Here is a 25,531-nt window from a genome sequence, read left to right on the forward strand (position 1 = left end):
AAGCCCTGACCCGAAAAATCCTACCCCCAACCCGGCGCCGGAGGCCAAATGCGACCGATTTTTCAGGCAAAAAAATTCCCGTGACGAATCCGGGGCGGACAGCAAAAACCCCAGCAACCGTTTCGGATTGCTGGGGTTTTCTTTTGGATGCGGGGACAGGATTTGAACCTGTGACCTTCAGGTTATGAGTTTGAAAAGTACTCATACGATGATGTACTCTGGAATACCCCAAATCATCTAAATATCTGATAACACTTCTGATATTTTGACTTCCATGTACGACCAGATACCATCATCAGCGCTCCGATTTTATCTCATCTGGTAGCTATATGGTAGCTGATACCAAGCACCATGATGGTGCTTCCGGTGTTTCTGGAGATGGATGATGGCAAAGCTCTCCAAGCGTTCCGTGGATGCGGCGGCTGCAGGTCCGACCCTGAAGGTGGTCTGGGATGACGAGTTGCGGGGGTTCGGCGTCCGCATCCATCCCACGGGTCGCAAGGTCTATATCGTGAAGTGCCGGATCAACGGACAACAGCGTTTCATCACGATTGGTCAGCATGGCCCTGTAACCGCGGAGCATGCCCGGGCGCGGGCATATGAAATCCTGTCTGAAGCGAAGAACAAACGTGATCCGGCACAGGAACTCGATCAAGCGCGGAAGGCACCGACCATGAAGGCGCTGGGAGAGCGGTTTCTGGAAGAGCACGTTGCTGTCCGTTGCAAGCCTTCGACCCAGTATGAATATCGGCGGTCGGTCGAGCTGTTCATCAATCCCAAGATCGGCACTCGGCGGGTTACAGACATTCAACGCCGGGATATTGCGGAACTCCACCATTCGCTGCGGCATATCCCCTATCAAGCCAACAGAACCCTTGGCGTATTATCCAAGATGTTCAATTTGGCTGAAGTCTGGGGCCTTCGACCGGACGGCAGCAACCCATGTCTGCATGTGAAGAAGTTCCCTGAGGAAAAGCGGGAGCGTTTCCTCAGCGCGAACGAATATGCAGCGCTGGGGCGGACACTGGCCGAGTTGGAAGCAGCGAAATCGGAGCCGGCTTCCGTCATCGCTGCCATCCGGCTGCTGATGCTGACGGGTTGCCGGCTTGGCGAAATCATGATGTTGAAGTGGGCCTATGTTGACTGGCAGGCCAAGGCGTTCAGGCTGCCGGATTCAAAAACGGGGGCCAAAGTCGTTCTGTTCGGAGAGGCTGTTGCAGTCGTCCTGCGTGCTGTCCCAAAGCTGCCGGATAATCCGTGGGTTATCACAGGCACAAAGAAGGGAACCAGACTGACAGACTTGCAACCACCATGGCGGCGCATTCGCCGACGGGCGGGGCTGGACGACGTTCGCCTTCACGACTTGCGACATTCCTTCGCCAGCGGTGCCCTGTTCCTGGGCGAAGGACTACCGATGATAGGGAAGTTGCTGGGCCATACGCAGGTGCAGACCACCGCCCGGTATGCGCATCTGGCGCTTGATCCGGTCAGGAACGCTGCGGAGAAGGTGTCTGGCTTCATTGCAAAACAGGCTGGTGGCTCATCGCACTCCAGCTACGCACGGCGCAGTCGGTTCAGGATCAACGCCCGGAACTCAACGGTCAGATAACTTGGGAAATACGTTTAGCCCGTCTTATTCACCGGATATGATCTGACCGGTTCTGTGTTCTGCGGGTGTACACGTTTTGGTGGCGCGAAATGCGCGGTTTTATCTTGGCTTTGGATTTGGGCTTGGGTTTTCAGGGTTGTGGGTTTGCCGGGACACGCCGTCCCGTTGCTCATGCCGGTGCCGGCCTGAGCGCGTATGCCAAGCCGCGAAACAGCGGTGCTTCCGGGCATGATGCTGCAAATGCGATGCGGACGCGGCTGGTTGTCTCGATGACGCGGGCAGCGCTTTTCAGCAAGCGCAGCCTGATTGTTGCGAATTCGGCCCTGGCAAGGGGATTTTGGCGAGGAACGGCATCGCGGACGGTGAGCATCAGCCAATAGGCGGCGGTGTGCATGATCAGGCGGACCTGATTGGCCAGCGGAGAACGGCAACTGGTGCGATCAGACGCCAATTGGGTCTTGTGCAGTTTGATCAGGTTTTCGGCCTACAATAGAGGCTTTCATACAGCCATTCTGGCGTGCCGATATCCAGGCTGGTGACGACAAAGCGGATATCCAGGCCGAGCCGGGTGGCCTCGATGCGGGCGACGACGCGGCGCTGTCTTTTCCATGATCCCGCCTTGTGACTGGTCTCGGCAAAGCCACGCACGGCGTCCTTGTCCTCCAGGGCGCGATGGGTGCGCACGGCATCGGCGGCGGTCTCCACCTTGGCCTTGAGCGGCTTGGAGCCGGTCAGGCCGAAGATATAGTCGATGCCGTTATCGTCGCACCAGTCCATCACCTCCGGCCGGCCATAATGGCCGTCGCCACGGATGGTGAGGCGGGTGGCGGGCCAGTGCCGCCGGACCCGGCGGACCAGACGGCGCAGATGACCCCGGATTTCCACGCCGGTCGGCGTTTTGCCAGGCCGCAGGATCATGGCCACCGGGCGGCTGGTCTCGGTGTCATAGATGTGGAGGGGCAGGAAACAGCGCTCATCATAATGGGCGTTGAACAGCGACAATTGCTGATGGCCATGCACGACATCGACGGTGTCGTCGATATCCAGCGTCACCGCAGTGGGCGGCTTGGCATAGCTGGCGCACCAGAGATCGACCAACACGCCGCCAAGCCGGATCACATCGCGCAGGCGGGGCGTGTTCTCCAGACGCGAGATCGTCGGCTGGGAGCAGAGATCGGCCCCGCTGTCGGGCAGCCGCCCACAGGCCAGTTTGAGGGCGGGGTCGTGGCGCAGGCTGTCCAGGTCGTCCCCGTCCTCATAGCCAAGTGCGATGGCGAAAATCCGCGCCCGCAGCATGTCGGCCAGAGAATGAATGACGCGGCTCGGATCGCGCCGGTCCGGGATCACGGACGCCAGCCGGTCGGCAAGGCCAAGCTGGCGATCCGCCAGCGCCAGCAGCATCGCACCCCCATCAGAACTGATCCGCCCACCATCAAAAGCGGCGGTCACAGGGCGACGCGAGACGGCTGGAAATGCAAACGGCAGAAGGGTATCGTCCAACATGGCGGGTGTGGCGCTCTCCGATGCGGTTGCAGAGATGGTTCAGACACCCAAATCCTACGCCATATCAGTGACTTGCGATACACCCGCCAACCAAAATCATGCAGTCCGGTGAATAAGACGGGTTAGCATTACAGTTGCGGTTCAAAACAAGGGCAATAGAGCGTTGGCAATGACCGCGCCTGAAGCCAGAAAATCACAGAAATCCTGATCTGCCGACAAGACCTTATTGAAGGGGTAAAACAAGAAAAAATCTAACTGCAACTGTAATGCTAGCCCCGATGTCATGGCTCTGGTAAGGGCACGAATTTCCGGTTTCATAAGTCGTAGCGCAGTGGAGCCATTCCGCCTTACGTTGGCTTTCTTTTTGAAAAGGCACCAGCGCTCGTCCACCGTCACCGGAAGCGATCTCGGAAAAGACCCGATTTCAGTCTTGTGGTTCGTCTAAATTAATGAGATGCTCAAGATATGAATAAGGTGACTTAACTGCATCCGGGCAGGCTCCCCATGCACAAAGACGTTTTCGTTTATATCCGGAAGCTCTTCCATTCCGCTCTGAGCCGCATGCAACTCAGGGGTAGAAGAGCCGTTCCTAGAGATAAATTTGTTGACAATGCATCGGTTCACTTAGAACCGGTGCCTTCTTCACAGAGTCCACAAGTTACCCCTCACGCGGAAGACCATCCGGTAGTGCTTCCATCAGTACCCTCACCGGTAGCGAAAGCTGAATTGCCAGAGATTGCGGCGGGAGGCCAAACCCCGGCACGCGAAACGCTTGATCTACTGGAGGATTGTGTCAGCCTTTTCGACGAAATCGACGGACATATTGCTAGTCTCGACCCTCCCGCCCAAGAAATTGCCAAGCATGTCTGTGATCGGTTGCAGGAGATTCTGGAACGAGCCGGGATGGAGGTCATCGCCGAAGATGGGGTTTTCAACCGTCGCCTGCATCGACCAGAGAAGAAGGGATCCGGAAACAACGGTGACGATTCGCAATGGCATGCGCGAATCCTCAGTCCTGGTTTCCAGTTGGACCGTCGTGTTTACCGCAAGGCACGTGTCAGCCTGCGGCCCGGCGGCGACGGGGCGACGACGGGTCAGGGCTCGGGCGCTTGATCATCAGAAGAAAGCTTGAATCCAACGAACTCCTTGGCAGAGAAAGGGTGCTCGATCATGAATGATCCTTCCAAAAGCCATCTTTCATCCTGGTCCTCTCCCTTCGATCTGGTTTTGCGGCCCGCATCGGAGGTGCCTTCAGCGCCGGTGATTACGGCGGAGCCTGTAATCGGCACGCCGCATGTTGACGCTAATGCCTGGGTCGGCCAGCAACGGCATGACGATACCTGTGGTATCCGCTGCCAGGAGTTCATCATTGCCCAGTTCACCGGCCATGACCCGGGCGAGGACGCCTTGATCAAGGAAGCCACCCAGAACGGCTGGTACCATCAGGGTGAGGGAACGACGATCAATGATCTGGGAAAACTGCTGGAGCATCACGGCATCGCCGTCAATCGCTTTGAACATGCCAATATTTTTCACCTGAGCAACGAGCTGGCGCAAGGTCACAAGGTCATGGTGGGGGTCCATGCCGATGGCCTGTGGCACCCGGACCCCATGCTTGATGCGCTGTTCGCCAAGTTGGGCATGAATGGGGCTGACCACGCCGTCGTCGTTTCCGGCATAGATACCTCTGACCCTGAGCATGTTGGTGTGATTGTGACCGATCCTGGTACCGGCGAGGCGGTTGCGCGCTATCCGTTGGAACAGTTCGTCAACGCCTGGAACGGCAGCAACTTCTTCATGGTGGCAACGCAAGAGCCTGTGCCACCGTCGGCACATCAGCCCGAAATGGCGAATTTCGATTACGCCAAGGGACACGTCGAACATGTTTGGGGTCTGCCCTACACCATGTTCACGGCTCTTGAGCATCAAGCCTCGCATTGGTTGCATGCGATACGCGATATTCTGGCTCATATGCCGGAACCCTTTCCCGGCTTTCCCCCGGTTCACCCGTCGGAGGTGCGACTGCAATCCGTTGCAGGGCATGACGAAGTCGCCACCCGTCATGATGACGGCGCGCCCCACCATACGGATCCAGGCATTCTCCACCACATTTTCGACGTGTTGGCCCACCCCGGCTATCCGCAGCCGCATGATCATGACGTCAGCGACATTCCGCGGGATCTGTGACCGGGAAGCACCTGTACCCCTTCCTTACCCAGGCTTTGAATGGAGATAGCATGACCAGTCTTTTTGAACGGATCGACGGCTTGCGCGTCGATGTCAAAGCCCTGATCAACCGGGTGACCACCCTTAGCCAGAACAGTGAATTGCCGCCGCTGCCCGATGCCGTAGATGGCATCATAGCCAAGCTGGACCAGAATATCTATCTGGTGCCGGTCATGGGCGAGGCCAAGCGCGGCAAGTCCAGCTTCCTCAACGCACTCATGGGGCGGTCGATACTGCCGGTTTCCGACAAGATCGCCACGAACCAGGTCTTCCGCATTGCCAGGGCAGAAAAATTCGCCTGCCGTCTGCGCTACGAGGATGGTAGCGCCGATCCGATCGCTGTGGAGGATCTGGCAACCTATGGCTCCCAAATCTATGCGAACAGTCCGCGGGCGCGGGCGGCAGCGCAGGGCAAGCTGCTGCGTTGGATTGAGATTGATATACCGGATACCGTGGCAAAATTTCTGCCAAAGAATATCGCCCTTCTGGACACACCCGGCCTCGGCTCTATCCTCGCCGCACACGGCAAGATCACGCGGCGTTTCATTCCCTACGGCGACGGGGTCATCTATGTCCTGGATTCAGAACGGCCGATGGTCGAAGATGACACCCAGTATATTAATGAAATACTTGATAACACGCCCAATATATTCTTCATTCAGACCCGGATCGACCAGTTCGGTTCCGCGTATAAGGGGGTGCTGGCGCGCAATCGCGAGATTCTGCGCGAAAAATTCGCGGAACGTCTTTCCGATCCCCAAGTCTGGCCAATCTCCAATACCAATCTGATGAAGGCGGTCGAAACCGGTGATGCCGATTATCTCCAGGTCAGCCGTTTCCCCGCTCTGGCCGAGGCGCTGCAGATATTCCTGTTCCGCTCGGCAGGTGTGGAAAAACTGGCCCAGGCGACGGGGCTGCTGGCAGAACAATTGCGCCAGGGCGGCGATACCCTCAATACCCGGCTAAAGAACCTGATCGCGGAGTCCCAGGAGGGTCGGGCCGAAATCCAGCGCAAGATCGCCGAGAATCTGCGCGTCTTCCACGATACCTGGGGTGAGCGGGGCCGCGAACGGGAGCTGTTGACCAAGGATCTGCGGCAGATCGTTCAGCGCGGCAAGCATCAGTTCGTCCAGACACTTCAGCCGACGGGCCGGATCGCCGCCATGATCGGTCGGGAAATTGATCAGATCGACTCTGTTGCCGCTGCAAAGAGTTTTGCTGAATCACTAAAAACCAACATTCTTGAATGGGCCGATGTTGAATGGAACAAGGTGAGCGAGGCCACCCGCACAGCCTGTGCCGCTAGGTTGGCCCATTTGATCGCCGATGTCGGTGACCTTTCCACCGGCGTAAACGGAGCCGATGGTGCCAGCATTTCCCGGACAACCACGCTCTCGGCACGCGGTGATCTATGGACACGGGTAGTGGGGGGGCGCGTTCACATGGTCCAGACGACCATGACCGCCGGTCTCGCCTCGGCTCTGGCGGGGGTCGCCATCACCACATCCTGGTTTCCACCGGTTTCGCTGTCCATAGTTGCCGGCCTCGCGGTCTGGGGTTTCCTGCGTGGTTGGCGCGACACGGGCGCCCGCGAACTGGAGAAGGCCAAGGCGGAGTTGAAGCAGCATTTGGCAGCCGGGTTGGATGAGGTACGCAGCCATTTCATGTCGGTCAGTGTCGAGCAGTCGAGTCTTCTTGACCGGCATTTCGGCGAACTGGAGGCGCGGGTTTTAAAGCGGGTCGATGGACTGATCAACGACAAATCCAAACAGGTGAAAGTGGAACAGGAACGGCTGGAGGCCGATGGCAAGCTGGGTGAGGCGGCCAGGGCGGCAAAGCTGGCGGCACTGCGTGCCCAGATCGACGATTGGACTACGCTGACTACCGACGCCACTGCCTTTCAAGGCGCGTTCAACGCGGTGCTCCAGGAACTGATGCCGAAAGAAGCGGCTGTCTGAGAGCGCCATCTTCCTCTATCCATCACGGAGTTTTCATGCCGCCTCGTATTCTTGGGATTGATTTTGGAACGACGTACAGCAGCATGGCGATGCTGGACGCGGAGAGTGGCCGTGCGGTTGTGCTGCGGAACCAGGAGGGGGAGGAGAAGACGCCCTCCATCGTCTGTTTTGGCGAAGACGGCACGGTGGCTGTGGGAGCGCCGGCCTGGGATTTGCTGGACGACGACGAGGCGGCGTGGGGTTGGGCTTTCCTGACACCGAAGCGGCATCTGGGTGATGTTGATTTTGTGCGGGGCCTGCCGGATGGTCGGGTGGTGACGGCGGTGGACGCGACGGCGGCGATCCTGCGCAAGCTGCGCGAGGATGCGGAGGCGGGTGATCTTGGCGGTCCGGCGGATACGGTGGTACTGACCTGCCCGGCCAGTTTCGGGCCGACAGCGCGGGATGGGTTGCGCGAGGCGGCGGCGCTGGCAGGCTTGGGCGATGTGCGGTTGCTGGAGGAGCCTGTGGCGGCGGGTCTGGCGGGCCTGCGCGACCAGGGTGGCCGGCTGGGTGAGACAATCCTGGTTTATGATCTGGGGGGTGGGACATTCGACGTGGCGGTGCTGCGCCGCGACGGCAGCGGCTACCGCCTGGGGGGGGAGCCACGGGGGATGGAGCGCTGCGGTGGCGAGGATTTCGACCAGGCGATCTATGACTGGTTTGACGGTTTGGCGCAGGCGGAACGGGGGCAATCGTTCGACGGTGAGGATGGCCTGAACCCAACCATGTTAAAGGCCTGCCGCCGGGCGAAGGAGATGCTGTCGACGAAGACGGATGTGCCGCTGCGGGGTTTCCTGGACGGCAAGCGCTTTGAGAAACCGCTGAGCCGGTGCCAGTTGGAAGAACTGATCGGGGAGCAGATCGCGGCGACAGTGCGGTTGAGCCAGGATGTGGCGGAGGCGGCCGAACGCCGGGGCCATGCAGTGGACAGCGTGCTGCTGATTGGCGGATCGTCACGTATCCCGCTGGTGCAACAGCAATTGCGGGATGCGCTGACCCAGCCGAAAGGCTTGGCCGAACCCGTACGTTTGGGTGCCACCGATTTTGCCGTGGTGATGGGCGCAGTGTATTTCGTGGGAGAATCGGCACCGAGGGAACTGGTGGTTGGCTCGGGTCCTGGTCAGTACCGTCGGATACAGCAGGCCCTCGACGTGGCCCCTGCGGGAGCGACAATCCGCATCACTGCGGGGCGATATCAGGAAGTGCTGACCATAACGGTACCGGTCCACCTGTTGGGGGATGGTGATCGCGACAGCATCATTCTGGAAGCAGAAGATGCCGATGTCATAGATTGGACGGCCCCCACCGGGTCGATCCGAAATCTGACCCTTCGGCAATTGGGGGGCGATGGATTTTCTTGTGTCGATATTGGTTCCGGCTCCCCTGTATTGGAGAATCTTGATATCAGTGCTCAGAACACAGGTGACACTGGAGCAGGGATTCTCATCCATAAACTAGCCGACCCGGTCATCCGCAACAACCGCATCCATGACGGGAAAGATATTGGTATCGCTGTTATTGGGCCGGGCAAGGGCACGATTGAGGGAAATGACATATACGCCAATGCTGGTTCCGGGGTCTTTATAACGGCAGGTGGCGATCCGATCATCCGCAAAAACTGCATCCATGACGGGGGATATGTCGGCATTGCTGTCCACGGCCATAGCAAGGGGACGATTGAGGGAAATGACATCTATAACAATACCCATATCGGGGTCAATGTAGTGGAATATAGTAGTCCAATAATTCGTAATAACCGTATTCATGATGGGAAAAATGTTGGTATATCTGTCATGGCACAATGCAAGGGGATGATTGAGGGTAATGACATCTATAACAATATATTTACCGGGATCCTTATAGCGACAGGATGTGACCCTTTAATCCGCAACAACCGTATCTATGGCGGTGGACATGTAGGAATTGCTTTCCACGATCATAGCAAGGGTACGATTGAAGGAAATGAAATCTTCAACAATACACTTGCTGGAATTAGCATAAAAACAGGTTGTGATCCTGTCATTCGCAACAACCGTATTTATGACGGAAAAGATGCCGGAATCGGTGTCAGCGATCAAGGCAAGGGGACGATCGAGGGCAATGATATCCACAGCAATACCTTTGCCGGGATCTCCATAATGACGGGCGGCGATCCGATTGTCCGCAACAACTGTATCCATGACGGGAAACATGTTGGTATCGCCATCCACAATCAGGGCAAGGGCACGATTGAGGGCAATGACATCTACGCTAATACCAAAGACGGAATCTTCATAGCGACAGGTGGCGATCCGATCATACGCAACAACCGCATCCATGACGGGAAAGATGCCGGTATCTTTGTCCTTGAGCAGGGTAAGGGCATGATTGAGGGCAATGACATCCATGCCAATACCAATGCCGGGATCTGCGTGATGACAGGTGGCGATCCGGTCATTCGCAACAACCGCATCCATGACGGGAAAGATGTCGGTATCCTTGTCCGTGAGCAGGGCCAGGGCACGATCGAGGGCAATGACATCTATTCCAGTCATACATTCGGGATAGTCATTTTGGATCGCGGTGATCCGATTGTCCGGCGTAATCGGATTGATACCCCGGCATCCAATGGCATCCGCATTGTCGGGAATGGGTGTGGAACAATCGAAAATAATAAAATTACAAGATGTAATGGTTTAGGTATTGCGTGGGACAAATCGTCTCCGGCAAAAATTGGGCAGAATGACACACCATGAAATTTATATTAATATCATGAATTTTATGGCTCTTTTTTGGAAAATATTCTACTAAAAGGATCGGCCATGTCGCAGCGTATACTTGGTATCGATTTTGGAACGACGTACAGCAGCATGGCGATGCTGGATGCGGAGAGTGGTCGTGCGGTTGTGTTGCGGAACCAGGAGGGGGAGGAGAAGACGCCCTCCATCGTCTGTTTCGGCGAAGACGGCACGGAGGCTGTGGGGACATCGGCCTTGGATTTGCTGGAAGATGAGGCGGCATGGGGCTGGGCTTTCCTGACACCGAAGCGGCATCTGGGTGATGTTGATTTTGTGCGGGGGCTGCCGGACGGGCGGGTGGTGACGGCGGTGGATGCGACGGCGGCGATCCTGCGCAAGCTGCGCGAGGATGCGGAGGTGGGTGACCTTGGTGGGCCGGCGGATACGGTCGTGCTGACCTGCCCGGCCAGTTTCGGGCCGACGGCGCGGGATGCGTTGCGCGAGGCGGCGGCGCTGGCGGGCCTGGGCGATGTGCGGTTGCTGGAGGAGCCGGTGGCGGCGGGTCTGGCGGGGCTGCGCGACCAGGGGGCGCGACTGGGTGAGACAATCCTGGTTTATGATCTGGGGGGCGGGACGTTTGACGTGGCGGTGCTACGCCGCGATGGCAGCGGCCACCGTCTGGTGGGCGAGCCACGGGGGATTGAGCGCTGCGGCGGGGAGGATTTTGACCGGGCGATTTACGACTGGTTTGACGGGCTGGTTCTGGCAGAGCGAGGGCAATCGTTCGACAGTGAGGATGGCCTGCTGAACCCACCGATATTGCGGGCCTGCCGCCTGGCCAAGGAGATGCTGTCGAAGAAAGCGGAGGTGCCACTGCGCGGGATTCTGGATCGCAAGCGCTATGAACGATCATTGAGCCGGGGCCAGTTGGAAGAACTGATCGGGGAGAAGATCGCGGCGACGGTGCGGTTGAGCCAGGATGTGGCGGCAGCGGCGGCGCACCGGGGCCATGCGGTTGAAAGCGTGTTGCTGATCGGCGGGTCGTCGCGCATTCCCCTGGTATGGGAGAGCCTGAAGCAGGAGTTGACCCAGCCGAAAGGCTTGGCAGATCCGCTGCGGCTGGGTGCAACCGATTTTACTGTGGTGATGGGGGCCGTCTATTTCGCGGTCGCACTGCCGGTCCCTCCCCCTCCGCCACGACGGAAGGTTGGGACGGTTTTCCGGGATAGTAAAGAACCCTGTTGCCCGGAGATGGTGGCGCTGCCGCGCGGAACCTTCTGGATGGGCTCGCCGGTGGATGAGCGTGAGCGGGACAGTGACGAGGGGCCGCGTCATCCGGTGACGATCGGCTATGATTTGGCAATGAGTACTTGCGCGGTGAGTTTTGCCGAATGGGATGCCTATGCGCAGGCTACCGGTGATTATCGTCCTTCTGACCAGAGCTGGGGCCGTGGCGAACTGCCGGTGATCAATGTGTCCTGGGATGATGTACAGAACTATCTGGCTTGGTTGAACGAGCGTCTGGGGCTGACGGGGCGGCTAAATTGCTATCGTCTGCCCAGCGAGGCGGAATGGGAATATGGTTGCCGGGCCGGGACGGAGACACCGTTCTGGTGGGGGCATGGGATTACGCCGGAGCAGGCAAATTACGAGGACCGTGTAGTTTACCTTTGCGGCAAGAAAGCGGTATTCCGGCAATACACGCTCCCGGTTCGCAGCTTTGCCCCCAATCCGTTTGGGCTGTACCAAATGCATGGGAATGTCTTTGAATGGTGCCAGGATTGCTGGACGGATAATTATGAGGATGCGCCCAGTGGCGGCGGTGCGGCTGAAGGAAATAATTTCGGCGACCGCCTCATTCGGGGTGGTTCCTGGGGCAACGATCCCAGGAACCTGCGCTCGGCCTGCCGCAACTGGTGCGCCCCCGACGATCGCCACAGCAATCTGGGGTTCCGCCTCGCCAGGACGCTCCCGTGAGGGAGCGTTGGTTCCTGGTTCTTTCGCTCGTTCGACCACCGCCTTCAAGGGTGCCTTCAACACTGTGATCCAGCGATACAGTCCGCTGTATAATTAATTAAGGCGGCCTTTTTCTCTTTCCGGTTACGGAGCAGCGCATGTCGCAGCTTATTCTTGGGATTGATTTTGGGACGACGTTTAGCAGCATGGCGATGCTGGATGCGGAGAGTGGCCGTGCGGTTGTGTTGCGGAACCAGGAGGGGGAGGAGAAAACGCCCTCCATCGTCTGTTTCGGCGAAGACGGCACGGAGGTTGTGGGAAGGCCGGCAGTGGATTCGCTGGATGTCGATGAGGCGGCGTGGGCTTGGGCTTTCCTGACACCGAAGCGGCATCTGGGTGATGTTGATTTTGTGCGGGGCCTGCCGGATGGGCGGGTGGTGACGGCGGTGGATGCGACGGCGGCCATCCTGCGCAAGCTGCGCGAGGATGCGGAGGTGGGTGACCTTGGTGGGCCGGCGGATACGGTCGTGCTGACCTGCCCGGCCAGTTTCGGGCCGACGGCGCGGGATGCGTTGCGCGAGGCGGCGGCGCTGGCGGGCTTGGGCGATGTGCGGTTGCTGGAGGAGCCTGTGGCGGCGGGTCTGGCGGGCCTGCGGGACCAGGGCGCCCGGCTGGGTGAGACAATCCTGGTTTATGACCTTGGGGGTGGCACGTTTGATGTGGCGGTGCTGCGCCGCGACGGCAGCGGCCACCGTCTGGTGGGCGAGCCACGGGGGATGGAGCGCTGCGGTGGGGAGGATTTCGACCGGGCGATTTACGAGTGGTTTGACGGGCAAGCGCAGGCGGAACGGGGTCAATCGTTCGATGGAGAGGATGGCCTGCTGAACCCACCGATATTGCGGGCCTGCCGCCTGGCCAAGGAGATGCTGTCGAAGAAAGCGGAGGTGCCACTGCGCGGGATTCAGGATCGCAAGCGCTTTGAAAAGCTGTTGACCCGGGTGCAGTTGGAAGAACTGATCGGGGAGAAGATCGCGGCGACGGTGCGGTTGAGCCAGGATGTGGCGGCGGCGGCGGCGCACCGGGGTCATGCGGTGGAAAGCGTGCTGCTGATCGGCGGGTCGTCGCGCATTCCCCTGGTATGGGAGAGCCTGAAGCAGGAGTTGACCCAGCCCCGGGGCATGGCCGATCCGTTGCGGCTGGGTGCCACCGATTTTGCCGTGGTGATGGGGGCGGTCTATTTCGCGGTCCCGCCTCCATCTCCGCCGCCACCACCCCGCCGGAAGGTCGGGATGGTTTTCCGGGATCGTGAGGAACCCTGGTGCCCAGAGATGGTGGTGCTGCCGCGTGGAAGTTTCCAGATGGGCTCCCCTGACTCCGAGCCTGAGCGGTACAGTGGCGAGGGGCCGCGTCATCCGGTGACGATCGGTTATGATCTGGCGATGGGCACCTGCGCCGTGACTTTTGCCGAATGGGATGCCTATGCGCTGGCCGCTGGTGGCTATCGTCCAGGCGACGAGGGCTGGGGTCGTGGGGATCGACCGGTGATCAATGTATCGTGGGATGATGTACAGAACTATCTGGCTTGGTTGAACGAGCGTCTGTGCCTGACGGGGCGGCCAGATTGCTATCGTCTGCCGAGCGAGGCGGAATGGGAATATGGCTGCCGGGGCGGGACGGAGACACCGTTCTGGTGGGGGCAATCGATAACGCCGAAGCAGGCGAACTATGATGGAGACTATGTGTACGCTGGCGGTGGCAGCAAGGGTGAATACCGGGCGCGGACACTGCCGGTGCGCAGCTTTGATCCCAATCCGTTTGGTTTGTACCAGATGCATGGTAATGTCTGGGAATGGTGTCAGGAAAATTATCATATAACTTCGCGAAATAGAAGTGCGTTCAGTGGTATTTTTGATATTTCTTCCCATATTCGTGTCTTTCGGGGTGGGTCTTGGAATTATATTCCTAGGGGGCTGCGCTCGGCCTGCCGCAATGGGACCGCCCGCGACACTCGCGGCTACAATCTGGGATTCCGCCTCGCCAAGACGCTCCTGTGAGGGAGCATTGGTTCCTGGTACCTGGTACTTTGCCTCTTTGCTTGTTTAAGCTTATGTTTTTGTTTCTTTGCGGGGGAAGGGGTCTCCCCTCTCCTTACCCGCCGCAGGCGGCGGCTTTCTTGGGGGACTGGCGATGGAACCCAGTCGCGGTACGCACCGCGATTGTATACTGCCCGCGAAATCGAGAGGGGATGAATGGGTGCGATCCAGGACAATGTTCGTGCCGGCCTGCATGAGGCGGCCCGGTTGCTGCAACCGGTTGACCCTGTTGTGGCGCTGGATCTGCGCCGGTTGGCGGACGAGGTGGACAAGCCCTGCACCGTCGCCGTCGTCGGCCAAGTCAAGGCCGGGAAAAGCAGTTTCGTCAATGCCCTGCTGGATGAGGATGTGGCGATGGTCGGCACAACCGAAACCACGGCGACGATCAACCACATGATTTATGGCGTCCCGGACAATAAGGACTTGCCGATCCTGTGTGTCTGGCGTGACGGCTCCGTCGAGCCCTGCGGCAAGGCCTTTCTGGATGGCTTGCAGGGGCGGGATATCGAAACATTGCGCCGGGCCGACGGCATTGGTCGGCTGGAATACCGCCGTCCTCTTCCCTTCCTGCGCCAGGCCACGCTGGTCGACACGCCCGGCACGGGTGCTGTTGTTGACGAGCATCAGAACCGTTCGGCCGAGTATCTGCGGCTGGAAAACCAGCTACGCCAGCGCCATGATGCGGAAAGCCGGATGATCGAGGGGCGGGCGGACGCCATCATCTATATCACCGGCAATGTCCCCCGCCGTGGCGACCAGCAGTTTCTGGAAGCATTCGGCCAGGGTACCGGGGAAGTATCCCGGGCGTTGAAGGCCGTTGGCGTCATCACCAAGATCGACGCCCGACCCGACGTTCTGGCCCGGCCCGATGAATTTGCCGCCGAATATGCCGAGGCGCTGAAGGGGCATCTGGGTGCCGTGGTCCCGGTCTCCGCTGCCCTGCACCGCACCGCCAACCGGCTGGCGGCCAATGATTGGGCGGTGATGGCGCGGCTGATCGATGGTATCCGCCGAATTCCCGCGGCCACCCTGGATAAGATCCTGTCGAACGAAGAATGGTTGATGGAGGATGATTTCGCTGCTCGGCTAGACTTTTCGCCTTCATCGCGGGCAGAGGTGCTGGCCTTGCGGGCGCTGGTCGATCCCTGGCCGGTATTCACCCTGATCGCCGGCATGGCCCGTGCCAACCCGGCGCCAACCCCGGCAGCCCTGGGCGCGCGGATCGCCGCCCTGTCCGGTTTTGACCGGCTGCGGGAAGTGTTGGAGCGGCAGTTCTTCGCCCGTGGCCACATCGTGCGCTGCTTTCGCATCATGGACGACGCGATGGCGGCAATGCGCGCCCTGCGCTATGAGCGGCTGGAGAAGTTGCGCGACGCTGCCGCTGAGGCGCGGGCCCGACAGCAGCGTTTCAGCAGCGTGCTGGCCGCCATCCCCACCCATAGCCCGTTCCGGCAGGAGCTGGCGGATTTCCTCGACGCGGCGCTGGCTGAAACGATGGCCGCACCGCAGCAGGCTGAACCGGTGATCGAACAGGTTCTGCGTCGGCTGGAGGGTTTGCATGGAGAGCTGGTGCGGCACAATCAGGACTTCGACGCGCTGCAAAAAATGATGACCGCACCGGAACTGTTTACCCCGGAGGAACGCGAAGAACTGGAACCGCTGTTCGGGCGGCGCGGGGTGGAGCGCAGTGCCCGGCTTCCGGGTCGTGATCAGGACAGCACCTATTGTGTTCTTCGTCAGTCCTGGTGGAGCCAACGCCTGACCCGCGAGCGTCATCCGCTGCGTCAGCAGGTGGCGAAGGCCGCCATGCAACGCTATGGCGCGCTGATCAAGGAACAGAATAACGGGAGGTGATCGACGCTGCACCGCCGGTTGGGGCGGTTCCAGAGGTCAAGAGTTGTGACATCCAATATTTTACTTGGTTTTGGATAGAATCATGGTGCTGAGCAGGGTGCCAATGAGAAAGCCGACCGGGCCCCCGGTCATCAGCGACCCGCTTACCGGCACACTCTGTCCAAAAACATTGGGTCCAGCAACATTGAATGAAGATTTCGTGGTGGATTTGGCCGCCACCTCCACTTGATGCTCACGCAACGTATCGCGCAGCATATCGGCAAGATCAAACAACAATCCCGGACGACATTCCAGCGTCCGGGCGATGGCGTCAATCTGCGGAACGGTGATGTCAGCTTCACCAAGCTCAATCCGCGACACGGTGGGCTGCGACACGCCGGAATGTTTGGCCAGTTGGTTCTGCGACCAGCCCTTTTCCCGGCGCAGCACTGCGATGACCAGCCCGATCAGGCCGGTGTAGGTGGCATCCAGGCTGTGGCCCTGGCGGCGTAAGGTTGCCAGGGCCCCTGAAAAAGTGCGTGAGTCTATCATTTTTCTTTTTGAACTTATTCTGATATGGGTTTATATAATGGTAACTGAATTGGTTCAGCAGGGCAAGAATTTTAAGCATGCCCTGTCTGCCACCCTTGTGCCACGGGGAAACTGGCGACATGAGTCAAGCGTCTTTCGGGGATGAACTGCCGGATTTACCGACCGTCCGCATCGCCGCCGGGCTATCGCAGGCTGCCCTGGCTGATGGGGTGAATGACATCTTGGGCGCTGTCTGGCTTTGCGCCGATCAGGTCTCTACCATCGAGCAGATGGACCACAAGGGGGAGGAACTGACCCGACGGCAGCATCGGGCCTGGTATCAGGCGTGCGGCTATGGCGACGACATGCCACCGCTTGATCTTGGCAACCCCTATGCGCCACTGCTCCACCGGCGCGAGACGGTCATCAAGCATATCCTGAATTGGCCGGATTCGGCATTCGGTGATGAAGATACACAGGCGGGCTTTGACAAGGCCGGTTTGCTGGCCAATGTCGCTACCGGGTTGCGCTTGCCGCGCCTGTTGGTCTCGGGCGGGTTCGACGCCGGTAAGACTTTCCTGTGCAAGAAACTGATCGGCGATCCGCCGCATGACCAGGGTGGGCTTTTGCGCTCCAATTACGCGCCGGAAACCAAGATGATCACGGTGATCATCCATATTGATCATCGCCCCCCCTGGCTGACCCAGCCGGTCGCCCTGATGTCGGCGGCCTTCGATCTGGACCGCCTGTATGACCAGCGGCATTTTAAGGCGGAATTGTTGCTGGCCGGCGATCGCTCCCTGATTGATCGTTATGCCGTTCACCAGAAGCAAAAGCCAGGTGATGCTGGTTCCGGGAATCCTCACGGCTCCGATACCGGATATGAGCCGACCGACACGGCGGTTCGGGCGCCGGAAAATGCGGTTTATTGCCTGGTTTTCATGGCGGCCCCCTTGCTGCGGTCACTCATTCTGCTTGATCCGCCGGGCTTCGACAGCGGCATGGTGCTGGACCAGGAGCGGGCCCGGAAAATGGCTGGGCTTGCCGATATCGTCATATTTCTGTCTCAGTTCGTCGGCTTCCTGAATGCCCGCGATTTCGGGCTGTTGGCCGAACAAGTGCGGGCGCTGCAGCTTTATTCGCGGCAGGCGTATCCAGGCATGGGGGCCTTCCGCAACCTTTACGTTGTCGCGACCCACGCCCGGCAGCGACAGCATGATATCGACCATGTACTGTCGGAAGGTGCTCGTCGCCTCTGGGGCGATTCGGAACGATCCTCGAAGCTGTTGCAGCGGCGTGCCACCGACGCAGGGGAAGCGCAGCGCGCACCGGGACGATTGCTGGAGCGCTTCTTCGCTTTCTATCCTGACTATCCGTTTACCCGTGAGCCCTTACGGGAAGATCTGGCGGATCTGCTGTCCGTTCCGTTTCCACAGGCTTTCAATCGCCGGGCAAAAACGGCAACCGTCCAGACACTGGAAGCAGCCCGGCTTTATTATGCCCGTCGCGTCACCCGGTTGGAGGAGATGCTCAGCGGTCGTCGTCTCGTCGGTGACGAGGTACGCCTCGCCGAAACAGCGCAGGCTCAGGTCGATATCCTTGTCGCCCGCTATAGTAAGCGACTTGAAGAGATTCTCACCCAAGCTCGCCGTGCCGGGCTGGATGCCGCCAATCAGGTAGCCGATGAGTTATATGACCCAGTCCGGGTTGAACAGATGTTGCGCGGCAGCTTCGACAGTTTCAACAAGGCCACTCAGAATTGCGGCGTGCTCATCAAGGAGACAATTCAAGGACGCCTGGAAGCGGCACTTAAGGACCCGATCCTGTTGTACAGAGCCATGGTTCGGGAGTTCGCGCGGGAGGTTGTGACCATCGACCTGTCATTGACCGGGACAACGGTCAATCTGAATGACGAAGCGCTGGTGACCGGGCTTGCTGAAAAACTTTTCGGCGGTGCTATGGCCGGGCTGTTGGCGCTGGATGTGGCGATCATTGGCACCAGCTTTTCCGCCCTGGCCTTCCTGGGGCCGATTGGCGTGGCGGTGGCGATTGCCGTCATTCCTCTGGTCGCCATCAACCATTTTGCCACCCGTTGGCAGGAACTCGCCGGGGCGGTGGTGGCAAAATTCCGCGCTGGTACATTGCGCGCCAGCCTGCATGACGCCGTGGAGGCGACGTGCGTGCCAATGCGCGAACAGTTCACAACCTTGACCTCCAAGGTGCGGGCAGATCGCCTGGCGGATCTGGCGCGCAAACAGCGCCGGTCCCGACAGACCATTTCCGATGCCATGGCGTGCTTCCGACGCGAGCGCGATCTCGCGGAGGAAAACCGCCTGCGCGTTGAGGCTTTGCAACGGTCGCTGAAGGACGGTGATCGATAGTCCACTCAAATCCGACCAAGGAGAAGTTATCATGGATGGAAGTTCCGACCTTCACGATCTGGGTGCAATGCGGCGGGCGGCGGGCCTGTCGGTTGAGGATATGGCCGCCCGTCTCGGCATCACAGCAGACGAGGTAACCGCCTGGGAAAGCGATCCCGATAATGTTCCGATGGGGCAGGTCCGCCGCTGGAAGGAGGCAACCGGTCACGCGGGAAGCTTCCAGGCGATTGATCCGGGATCGCCCTATGAGCTGTTCGCCGGTGAAGTGCTGGCCACCACGCGCTACCTGCTGAATTGGTCGGAAGCGGTGCCGAGTTTGGCAGCACCTCTGCCAACCACCGCAGAGTTAGCGGCGCAGATCCACCGCTCGGTGCGCAAACCCCGGGTGATGCTGTGCGGTGGCTTCGATGCCGCCAAGACGACATTGGCGGCATCGCTGCTGGGTCTGCCGCCGGGAACCCTGCCGGCCGCCTTTTCTCCGACCACCCGGTTGATCGTGGAGCTTCGCCACATTGACGACCGCCCGGAATGGCTGGAAGACGCGGTGGCCTATTTCGGACCGGATCTGGACCTGGATCGATTGGAGGACAGCGACCATGCGAAGGCATATCTGGTGCGCCAGGATGATCTTCAGTCACTGAATCGCTACGCGGCGCACGACCCAGAAAGCCCGGACGCAGATAGTGCGCAAACGGCCGTGGTGTTTCTGGCAGCAGACGCCCTGAAAGCCTTTTCCGTCATTGACCTGCCGGGCCTCGGTTCCGGCAACCAGGGCGACGAGGACAAGGTAGCGCAAGCCATCGGCATGGCGGATGTGCTGCTTTATCTCAGCCCGACCGCCCGCTTTCTGACCGAGATTGATTTCCTGGTCCTGCCGTTGCTGCTGCGTGCCTTACCCCAGGTACCGGGGATTGATCCGTTGGCCAACATCTTCATTGTTGCCAGCCATGCCGATGGACCCAAGGGCGAACTGGGGCCGATCCTCGACAATGGTGCGGCCCGTCTGTATCGGCAACTCACCGCCGGCATCGCACCGGAGCAGGAAGACTTCACCCTGCCGACCGAAGCGGAACTGCGCCAGCGCTTTTTTACTTTCTCCGCCCGGCAACCGATTCTGGCGGCAAGCCTGCGCGCGGCCTTAGAGGGTCAGTTGGGCAAAAGCTTGCCTGGTCCGTTCATTCAGCAGCGGCGCCATCAAGTCGCCGACCTGCTCGACCGGGCGCTTCACGTCTGCGAAGCGCAGGAACAGGCGCTTATGGCCATGAAGGACAACCGTGACGCGGCACAGCAGGAACTTGACCGGCTGAAAGCCAGTGAGGGCGATCGAGACGGCTTGGTCAAACAGGGACATGCACGGATCACCGAGATCATCCTGAAAGAGTTTGCCGGCACCAAGGAGGATGTTGACGAGATTCTGGACCGCGAATTGACCGCCGACGCTATTGAGGCCCGCATTCGGCATAGTTTTGCCGATCATGAGAAGGAGGATGCCGGCGAACGGGCGCTGCCGTTGATTGTCGGCCTGCTCCAGGCGGAGGTTTCCGGCGTTGCGACCTCGCGCATGGAGCGGGTCGAAGCCGAGGTCCAGCAGTTCATTGGCGATTATCATGGCTATTTTGAACCGGGCGAGGGGGTGGCCAAGTTGCAACTGCCCCGGTTCAATACCGCCCGGATGTTCCGCCTTAGTGCGGCCAGCGGCGGCCTGGTGATGGGGACGTTGAGCCTATTCGGTTATAGTTTGCTCTTCCCCATTGCACCCTTGGTGGGCTTGGCCCTGGCCATTTTCAGCACCTACACCCTGATCAAAATGCTCCGCCAGGATTGGCAGCGAGTGATGGCGGAAAGGATCGTCCAGAGATTGCGGGCTGCCGAGTTCGGTCCGAACCTGCAAAAGGCGGTGCGCAGGATGTTCCGTGAGGTTGGTGAACGCTTCGATCAAGGAGTCCGCGGCATGGATGCTGGAGCGAAGTCCTATCAGGCCCGATTGGACGAGGTTCTTGGTGGGGAGCACGCGGATGAAGAAATTGACGACATTCTGGATGTAACCAAACGCTTCACCTCCTTCCTGCGCCTGACCCCATGGAGCCTGTCATGACTGTACCCCCAACCCTTGCCCATGATCTCGTGCGTGGGTTCAACGCCGCACTGGTCATCCCTGCCACCGCATCCACCTTGAAACAGGCCCAACGCGAAGCGGCCAGGGAGCTTCATGTTCTGGCCGACTATCATCGCGCCGCCCGGACAGCCCGTTGCCTGCCTGCCCTGTCGCGCCCCGAACGCCAAGCGGTTCACCGTGTGGCCGAAATCATCGCCGAACAGGGTATCAACGGTACGGTCTGGCTTCTGGCGGTCAAGACCTCCGCCAGCCTGGGCGGCATGGATGGCGGCATGCTGGCCCAGGTCGGCGTGACCTTGAACACCATGGTTACCCCAGGACAGACCCAGGCCTTCAATCCCGCCCGGTGCCTGTTTCGCGAGGTCGGTATGGACCCAGACTGGCTTTCCGCCTTACCGGACGCCGTTGTCCTGCGCTTTGCCGATATGGTCGGACGCTTTGCCGCAAGCTGCGGCTATGGCCTCGGGGGTGCTCGGCACTCCCCGCCCGTGGGCACGCGGAGCGGGCGGGACTGGGACGGGTTGCTGCAATCCGCAGCAACCGCGCGGCCACCGGCATGATGCCTAACCACTGTTCCGTCGCTGAAAGACTTCTACTTTTTGCGACGAATCCATTCCAATTGTGGGGGAACCAACCCTGGATTTTCCGGATAATCAGGCGATGTGAGATCGGGCTTGACCGATAACAAAACAGCATCTGGGTGATGCCGATTTTGTGCGGACCCTGCCGGATGGGCGGGCGATGACAGCGATCAATGAAGTTACGGCAATTTTGCCTCGTTAGAAAAATGGAGACAAAAATGGAACTATATAAATTTTGTCAGCGTTTTACGCTCTCAAGTTATTATGTTTGTGCTTTGACTTTCTTGTTATTCTCACCTGCCCTGGCAAGCGATCTCTCAGATAAAAACATGAACTGCAAAACCATAAAAGATAGACAGGCAATGATATCATCTCTATCAAATTATTTTATAACCAGCAATCCAGAAACAGAACTAATATTAGAATCATGCTTGGCATCGAACACACTTTCACCAAAGGCAACGAAACAAGAATATGATAAATACTTTAAGGAATGCATTAGAAATGAATGCCATTCGTACTACAAAAACCCTGAAAAATTCAAAAAAATATGCCAAGATGGGCGGGATAAATATTTTTATTGTCGCCACGCTCGCGTAGAAGATAAAAGTAAAAATCCAGATTCATGTCTTGAAAACGGGAAAAGTTTTCTCGACATATCAATAGAAAATGCAGAATTAAATATTCTGTCGGGGAAGTTATCATGCAGAGATAAATAATATTTTTCATAATAGTAGAAATTTATCCCGCCCCCCTTACGGAGTTGATCATGCCACCACGTATCCTTGGTATTGATTTTGGGACGACGTACAGCAGCATGGCGATGCTGGATGGGGATAGCGGTCGTGCGGTTTTGCTTCGGAACCTGGAGGGGGAGGAGAAAACCCCCTCCATCGTCTGTTTCGGGGAAGACGACACGGAAGCTGTGGGAACGCCGGCGCTGGATCTGCTGGAGGATGAGGCGGCATGGGCATGGGCTTTCCCGACACCGAAGCGGTATCTGGGGAATGCGGACTTTGTGCGGGGCCTGCCGGATGGGCGGCGGGTGACGGCAGTGGACGCGACAGCGGCGATCCTGCGCAAGCTGCGGCATGATGCGGAGGTCGGTGATCTTGGCGGCCCGGCGGATACGGTTGTGCTGACCTGTCCGGCCAGCTTTGGCCCGACAGCGCGGGATGCGTTGCGCGCGGCGGCGGCGCTGGCGGGTCTGGGCGATGTGCAGCTTTTGGAGGAGCCTGTGGCGGCGGGCCTAGCGGGTCTGCGCGACCAGGGCAGCCGGCTGGGTGAGACGGTCCTGGTTTATGATCTGGGAGGTGGCACCTTTGATGTGGCGGTGCTGCGCCGCGACGGCAACAGCCACCGTCTTGTCGGCGAACCGCGGGGGATTGAGTATTGCGGCGGGGAGGATTTCGACCGGGCGATCTATGACTGGTTTGACGGGCTGGTACAGGCAGAACGGGGGCAATCGTTCGACGATGAGGATGGCCTGAACCCGCCCATATTGAGGGCCTGCCGCCGGGCAAAGGAGATGCTGTCGACGAAGGCGGAAGTGCCGCTGCGGGGTTTCCTGGACCAAAAGCGCTTTGAGAAAACACTGACCCGGAGCCAGTTGGAAGAACTGATCGGGGAGAAGATCGCAGCAACGGTAAGGCTGAGCCTGGATGTGGCGGAAGCGGCGGCGCACCGGGGCCATGCGGTGGAAAGCGTGCTGCTGATCGGTGGGTCGTCGCGCATCCCGCTGGTGCAGCAGCAATTACGGGATGCGCTGACCCAGCCGAAAAACCTCCCTGATCCGGTACGTTTGGGTGCCACCGATTTTGCAGTGGTGATGGGGGCGGTGTATTTCGCGGTTCCGCCCACCTCCGCGCCAAAGGAACTGGTGGTCGGCTCGGGGCTAGGCCAGTACCGTCGGATACAAGAGGCGCTTGATGCGGCCCCGGCGGGCGCCACAATCCGCATCACTGCGGGGCGATATCAGGAAGTGCTGACCATAACGGTACCGATCCATCTGCTGGGGGATGGCGATCGCGATAGCATCATCCTGGAAGCTGGAAATGCCACCGTCATAGATTGGACGGCCCCCACCGGGTCGATCCGAAATCTGACCCTTCGACAGTTGGGGGGCGATGGCGATTTTTCCTGCGTCGATATCGGCTCCGGCTCCCCTTTATTGGAGAGCCTTGATATCAGTGCTCAGAGTAGCGGTGCCCGTGCAGCAGGGATTCTTATCCATGACCGGGCCGACCCGGTCATTCGCAATAACTGCATCCATGACGGGAAAAGTGCTGGCATCGCTGTCCTTGACCAAGGCAAGGGCACCATTGAAGGCAATGACATCCATGCCAATACACTCGCTGGGGTCTTCATAAGAAAAGGCAGTGACCCGGTTATCCGCAACAACCGCATCCATGATGGGAAAGATGTTGGTATCGCTGTCCACGATCAGTGCAAGGGTACGATTGAGGGCAATGACATCCACGCCAATACCCTTGCCGGGATCTTTATAACGACAGGCAGCGATCCGATCATTCGCAACAATCGCATCCATGATGGGAAAGATGTTGGTATCACTGTCCGCGATCAGGGCAAGGGCACGATTGAAGGCAATGACATCCACGCCAATACACTCGCCGGAATCTTTATAAAGACAGGCGGCGACCCAGTCATCCGCAACAACCGCATCCATAACGGGAAAAGTACTGGTATCACTGTCCGCGATCAGGGCAAAGGCACAGTCGAGGGCAATGACATCCACGCCAATACACTCGCTGGGGTCTTTATAACGACAGGCAGCGATCCGATCATTCGCAACAATCGCATCCATGATGGGAAAGATGTCGGTATCGCTGTCCACGATCAGTGCAAGGGTACGATTGAGGGCAATGACATCCACGCCAATACCCTTGCCGGGATATTTATAACGACAGGCAGCGATCCGATCATTCGCAACAATCGCATCCATGATGGGAAAGATGTTGGTATCACTGTCCGCGATCAGGGCAAGGGCACGATTGAAGGCAATGACATCCACGCCAATACACTCGCCGGAATCTTTATAAAGACAGGCGGCGATCCGGTCATCCGTAACAACCGCATCCATGATGGGAAAGATGTCGGTATCGCTGTCCACGATCAGTGCAAGGGTACGATTGAGGGCAATGACATCCACGCCAATACCCTTGCCGGGATATTTATAACGACAGGCAGCGATCCGATCATTCGCAACAATCGCATCCATGATGGGAAAGATGTTGGTATCACTGTCCGCGATCAGGGCAAGGGCACGATTGAAGGCAATGACATCCACGCCAATACACTCGCCGGAATCTTTATAAAGACAGGCGGCGATCCGGTCATCCGTAACAACCGCATCCATGATGGGAAAGATGTTGGCATCTATGTCCTTGACCAAGGCAAGGGCACGATTGAAGGCAATGACATCCACGCCAATGCCAATGCCGGCATTTACATAAGTACAGGCGGGGACCCGGTCGTCCGCAACAACCGCATCCATGACGGGAAAGATACTGGCATCGCTGTCGATGACCAAGGTAAGGGCACGATCGAGGGCAATGATATCCACGCCAATACACGCGCTGGGGTCTACATAATGACAGGCGGTGACCCGGTCATCCGCAACAACCGCATCCATGACGGGAAAGATGTTGGCATCGCTGTCCGCGATCAAGGCAAGGGCACGATCGAGGGCAACGACATCTATTCCAGTCATACGTTCGGAATAGCCATTTTCGAGCGTGGCGATCCAATTGTCCGCCGGAATCGGATTGATACCCCGGAATCCAACGGCATCCGCATTGTAAGGAATGGGTGCGGAAGGATTGAAGACAATATAATTCTGAGGTGTGACGGCTCCGGCATCGCACCGGACGCCTCCTCTCGCGCTATAATCGGACAAAACAAAATGCCCTTCTGGTCACGATTCTAAACTGTATAGCAGTCAGTCAGAATCCTTTGACGTAGAATA

At 58.7% G+C, this 25,531-nt stretch carries 14 protein-coding genes and 1 pseudogene; 13 read left to right on the forward strand and 2 right to left on the reverse strand.

Features of this window, described 5'->3' with window-relative positions; all coding sequences use genetic code 11:
* The first annotated feature begins 382 nt into the window (after positions 1 to 382).
* On the forward strand, positions 383 to 1,609 hold the full coding sequence (locus tag CHB97_RS23045; protein ID WP_371333134.1) for a tyrosine-type recombinase/integrase: 1,227 nt from the start codon (positions 383 to 385) through the stop codon (positions 1,607 to 1,609).
* A 169-nt stretch (positions 1,610 to 1,778) separates the two neighbouring features.
* On the opposite strand, the pseudogene CHB97_RS23050 reads toward CHB97_RS23045, so the two are convergent.
* A pseudogene (locus CHB97_RS23050) lies at positions 1,779 to 3,112 on the reverse strand (IS1380 family transposase).
* 504 nt (positions 3,113 to 3,616) lie between these two features.
* Between CHB97_RS23050 and CHB97_RS26195 the strand changes: the two are divergent.
* The 7 genes from CHB97_RS26195 (at position 3,617) to CHB97_RS23080 (ending at position 15,958) form a co-directional block, all read left to right on the forward strand.
* A complete protein-coding gene (locus CHB97_RS26195; protein ID WP_143271144.1) occupies positions 3,617 to 4,225 on the forward strand; it encodes a hypothetical protein in 609 nt (202 codons plus the stop codon).
* A gap of 57 nt (positions 4,226 to 4,282) precedes the next feature.
* Positions 4,283 to 5,299 (forward strand): hypothetical protein, encoded by a 1,017-nt coding sequence (locus CHB97_RS23055; RefSeq protein ID WP_089290420.1) that lies wholly within the window; start codon positions 4,283 to 4,285, stop codon positions 5,297 to 5,299.
* 50 nt (positions 5,300 to 5,349) lie between these two features.
* Complete coding sequence (locus tag CHB97_RS23060) at positions 5,350 to 7,296, forward strand: dynamin family protein (RefSeq protein WP_089290421.1); 1,947 nt, start codon at positions 5,350 to 5,352, stop codon at positions 7,294 to 7,296.
* Between the two features lie 35 nt (positions 7,297 to 7,331).
* Complete coding sequence (locus CHB97_RS23065) at positions 7,332 to 10,073, forward strand: right-handed parallel beta-helix repeat-containing protein (RefSeq protein ID WP_089290422.1); 2,742 nt, start codon at positions 7,332 to 7,334, stop codon at positions 10,071 to 10,073.
* Between the two features lie 66 nt (positions 10,074 to 10,139).
* Positions 10,140 to 12,032, forward strand: a complete 1,893-nt coding sequence (locus tag CHB97_RS23070) for an SUMF1/EgtB/PvdO family nonheme iron enzyme (protein WP_089290423.1) — start codon at positions 10,140 to 10,142, stop codon at positions 12,030 to 12,032.
* A gap of 137 nt (positions 12,033 to 12,169) precedes the next feature.
* Positions 12,170 to 14,065, forward strand: coding sequence for an Hsp70 family protein (locus CHB97_RS23075; protein WP_089290424.1), 1,896 nt, complete (start codon positions 12,170 to 12,172; stop codon positions 14,063 to 14,065).
* A gap of 195 nt (positions 14,066 to 14,260) precedes the next feature.
* The gene (locus tag CHB97_RS23080) at positions 14,261 to 15,958 is read left to right on the forward strand and encodes a dynamin family protein (protein ID WP_089290425.1); all 1,698 of its coding nucleotides are present in this window, start codon (positions 14,261 to 14,263) and stop codon (positions 15,956 to 15,958) included.
* 60 nt (positions 15,959 to 16,018) lie between these two features.
* Here CHB97_RS23080 and CHB97_RS23085 read toward each other — a convergent pair whose 3' ends face one another.
* Positions 16,019 to 16,489, reverse strand: coding sequence for a helix-turn-helix domain-containing protein (locus tag CHB97_RS23085; RefSeq protein WP_089290426.1), 471 nt, complete (start codon positions 16,487 to 16,489; stop codon positions 16,019 to 16,021).
* Positions 16,490 to 16,833: 344 nt separating this feature from the next.
* Here CHB97_RS23085 and CHB97_RS23090 point away from each other — a divergent pair, with 344 nt between their 5' ends.
* The 5 genes from CHB97_RS23090 to CHB97_RS23105 all read left to right on the forward strand — a co-directional run bounded on the left by CHB97_RS23090 (position 16,834) and on the right by CHB97_RS23105 (position 25,492).
* Positions 16,834 to 18,849, forward strand: a complete 2,016-nt coding sequence (locus CHB97_RS23090; RefSeq protein ID WP_160106195.1) for a hypothetical protein — start codon at positions 16,834 to 16,836, stop codon at positions 18,847 to 18,849.
* Between the two features lie 31 nt (positions 18,850 to 18,880).
* Positions 18,881 to 20,944, forward strand: coding sequence for a dynamin family protein (locus tag CHB97_RS23095; RefSeq protein ID WP_089290428.1), 2,064 nt, complete (start codon positions 18,881 to 18,883; stop codon positions 20,942 to 20,944).
* Complete coding sequence (locus CHB97_RS23100; RefSeq protein WP_089290429.1) at positions 20,941 to 21,525, forward strand: hypothetical protein; 585 nt, start codon at positions 20,941 to 20,943, stop codon at positions 21,523 to 21,525. Before CHB97_RS23095 ends, CHB97_RS23100 begins: the two co-directional genes overlap by 4 nt.
* 239 nt (positions 21,526 to 21,764) lie before the next feature.
* Positions 21,765 to 22,265 (forward strand): hypothetical protein, encoded by a 501-nt coding sequence (locus tag CHB97_RS26205; protein ID WP_143271151.1) that lies wholly within the window; start codon positions 21,765 to 21,767, stop codon positions 22,263 to 22,265.
* A 50-nt stretch (positions 22,266 to 22,315) separates the two neighbouring features.
* Positions 22,316 to 25,492 carry a right-handed parallel beta-helix repeat-containing protein gene (locus CHB97_RS23105; protein WP_143271153.1) on the forward strand — a complete coding sequence of 1,059 codons (3,177 nt, stop codon included), beginning with the start codon at positions 22,316 to 22,318 and terminating at the stop codon, positions 25,490 to 25,492.
* The last annotated feature ends 39 nt before the right edge of the window (positions 25,493 to 25,531 follow it).

The sequence above is a fragment of the Azospirillum sp. RU38E genome, from assembly GCF_900188385.1.
GTDB lineage: Bacteria > Pseudomonadota > Alphaproteobacteria > Azospirillales > Azospirillaceae > Niveispirillum.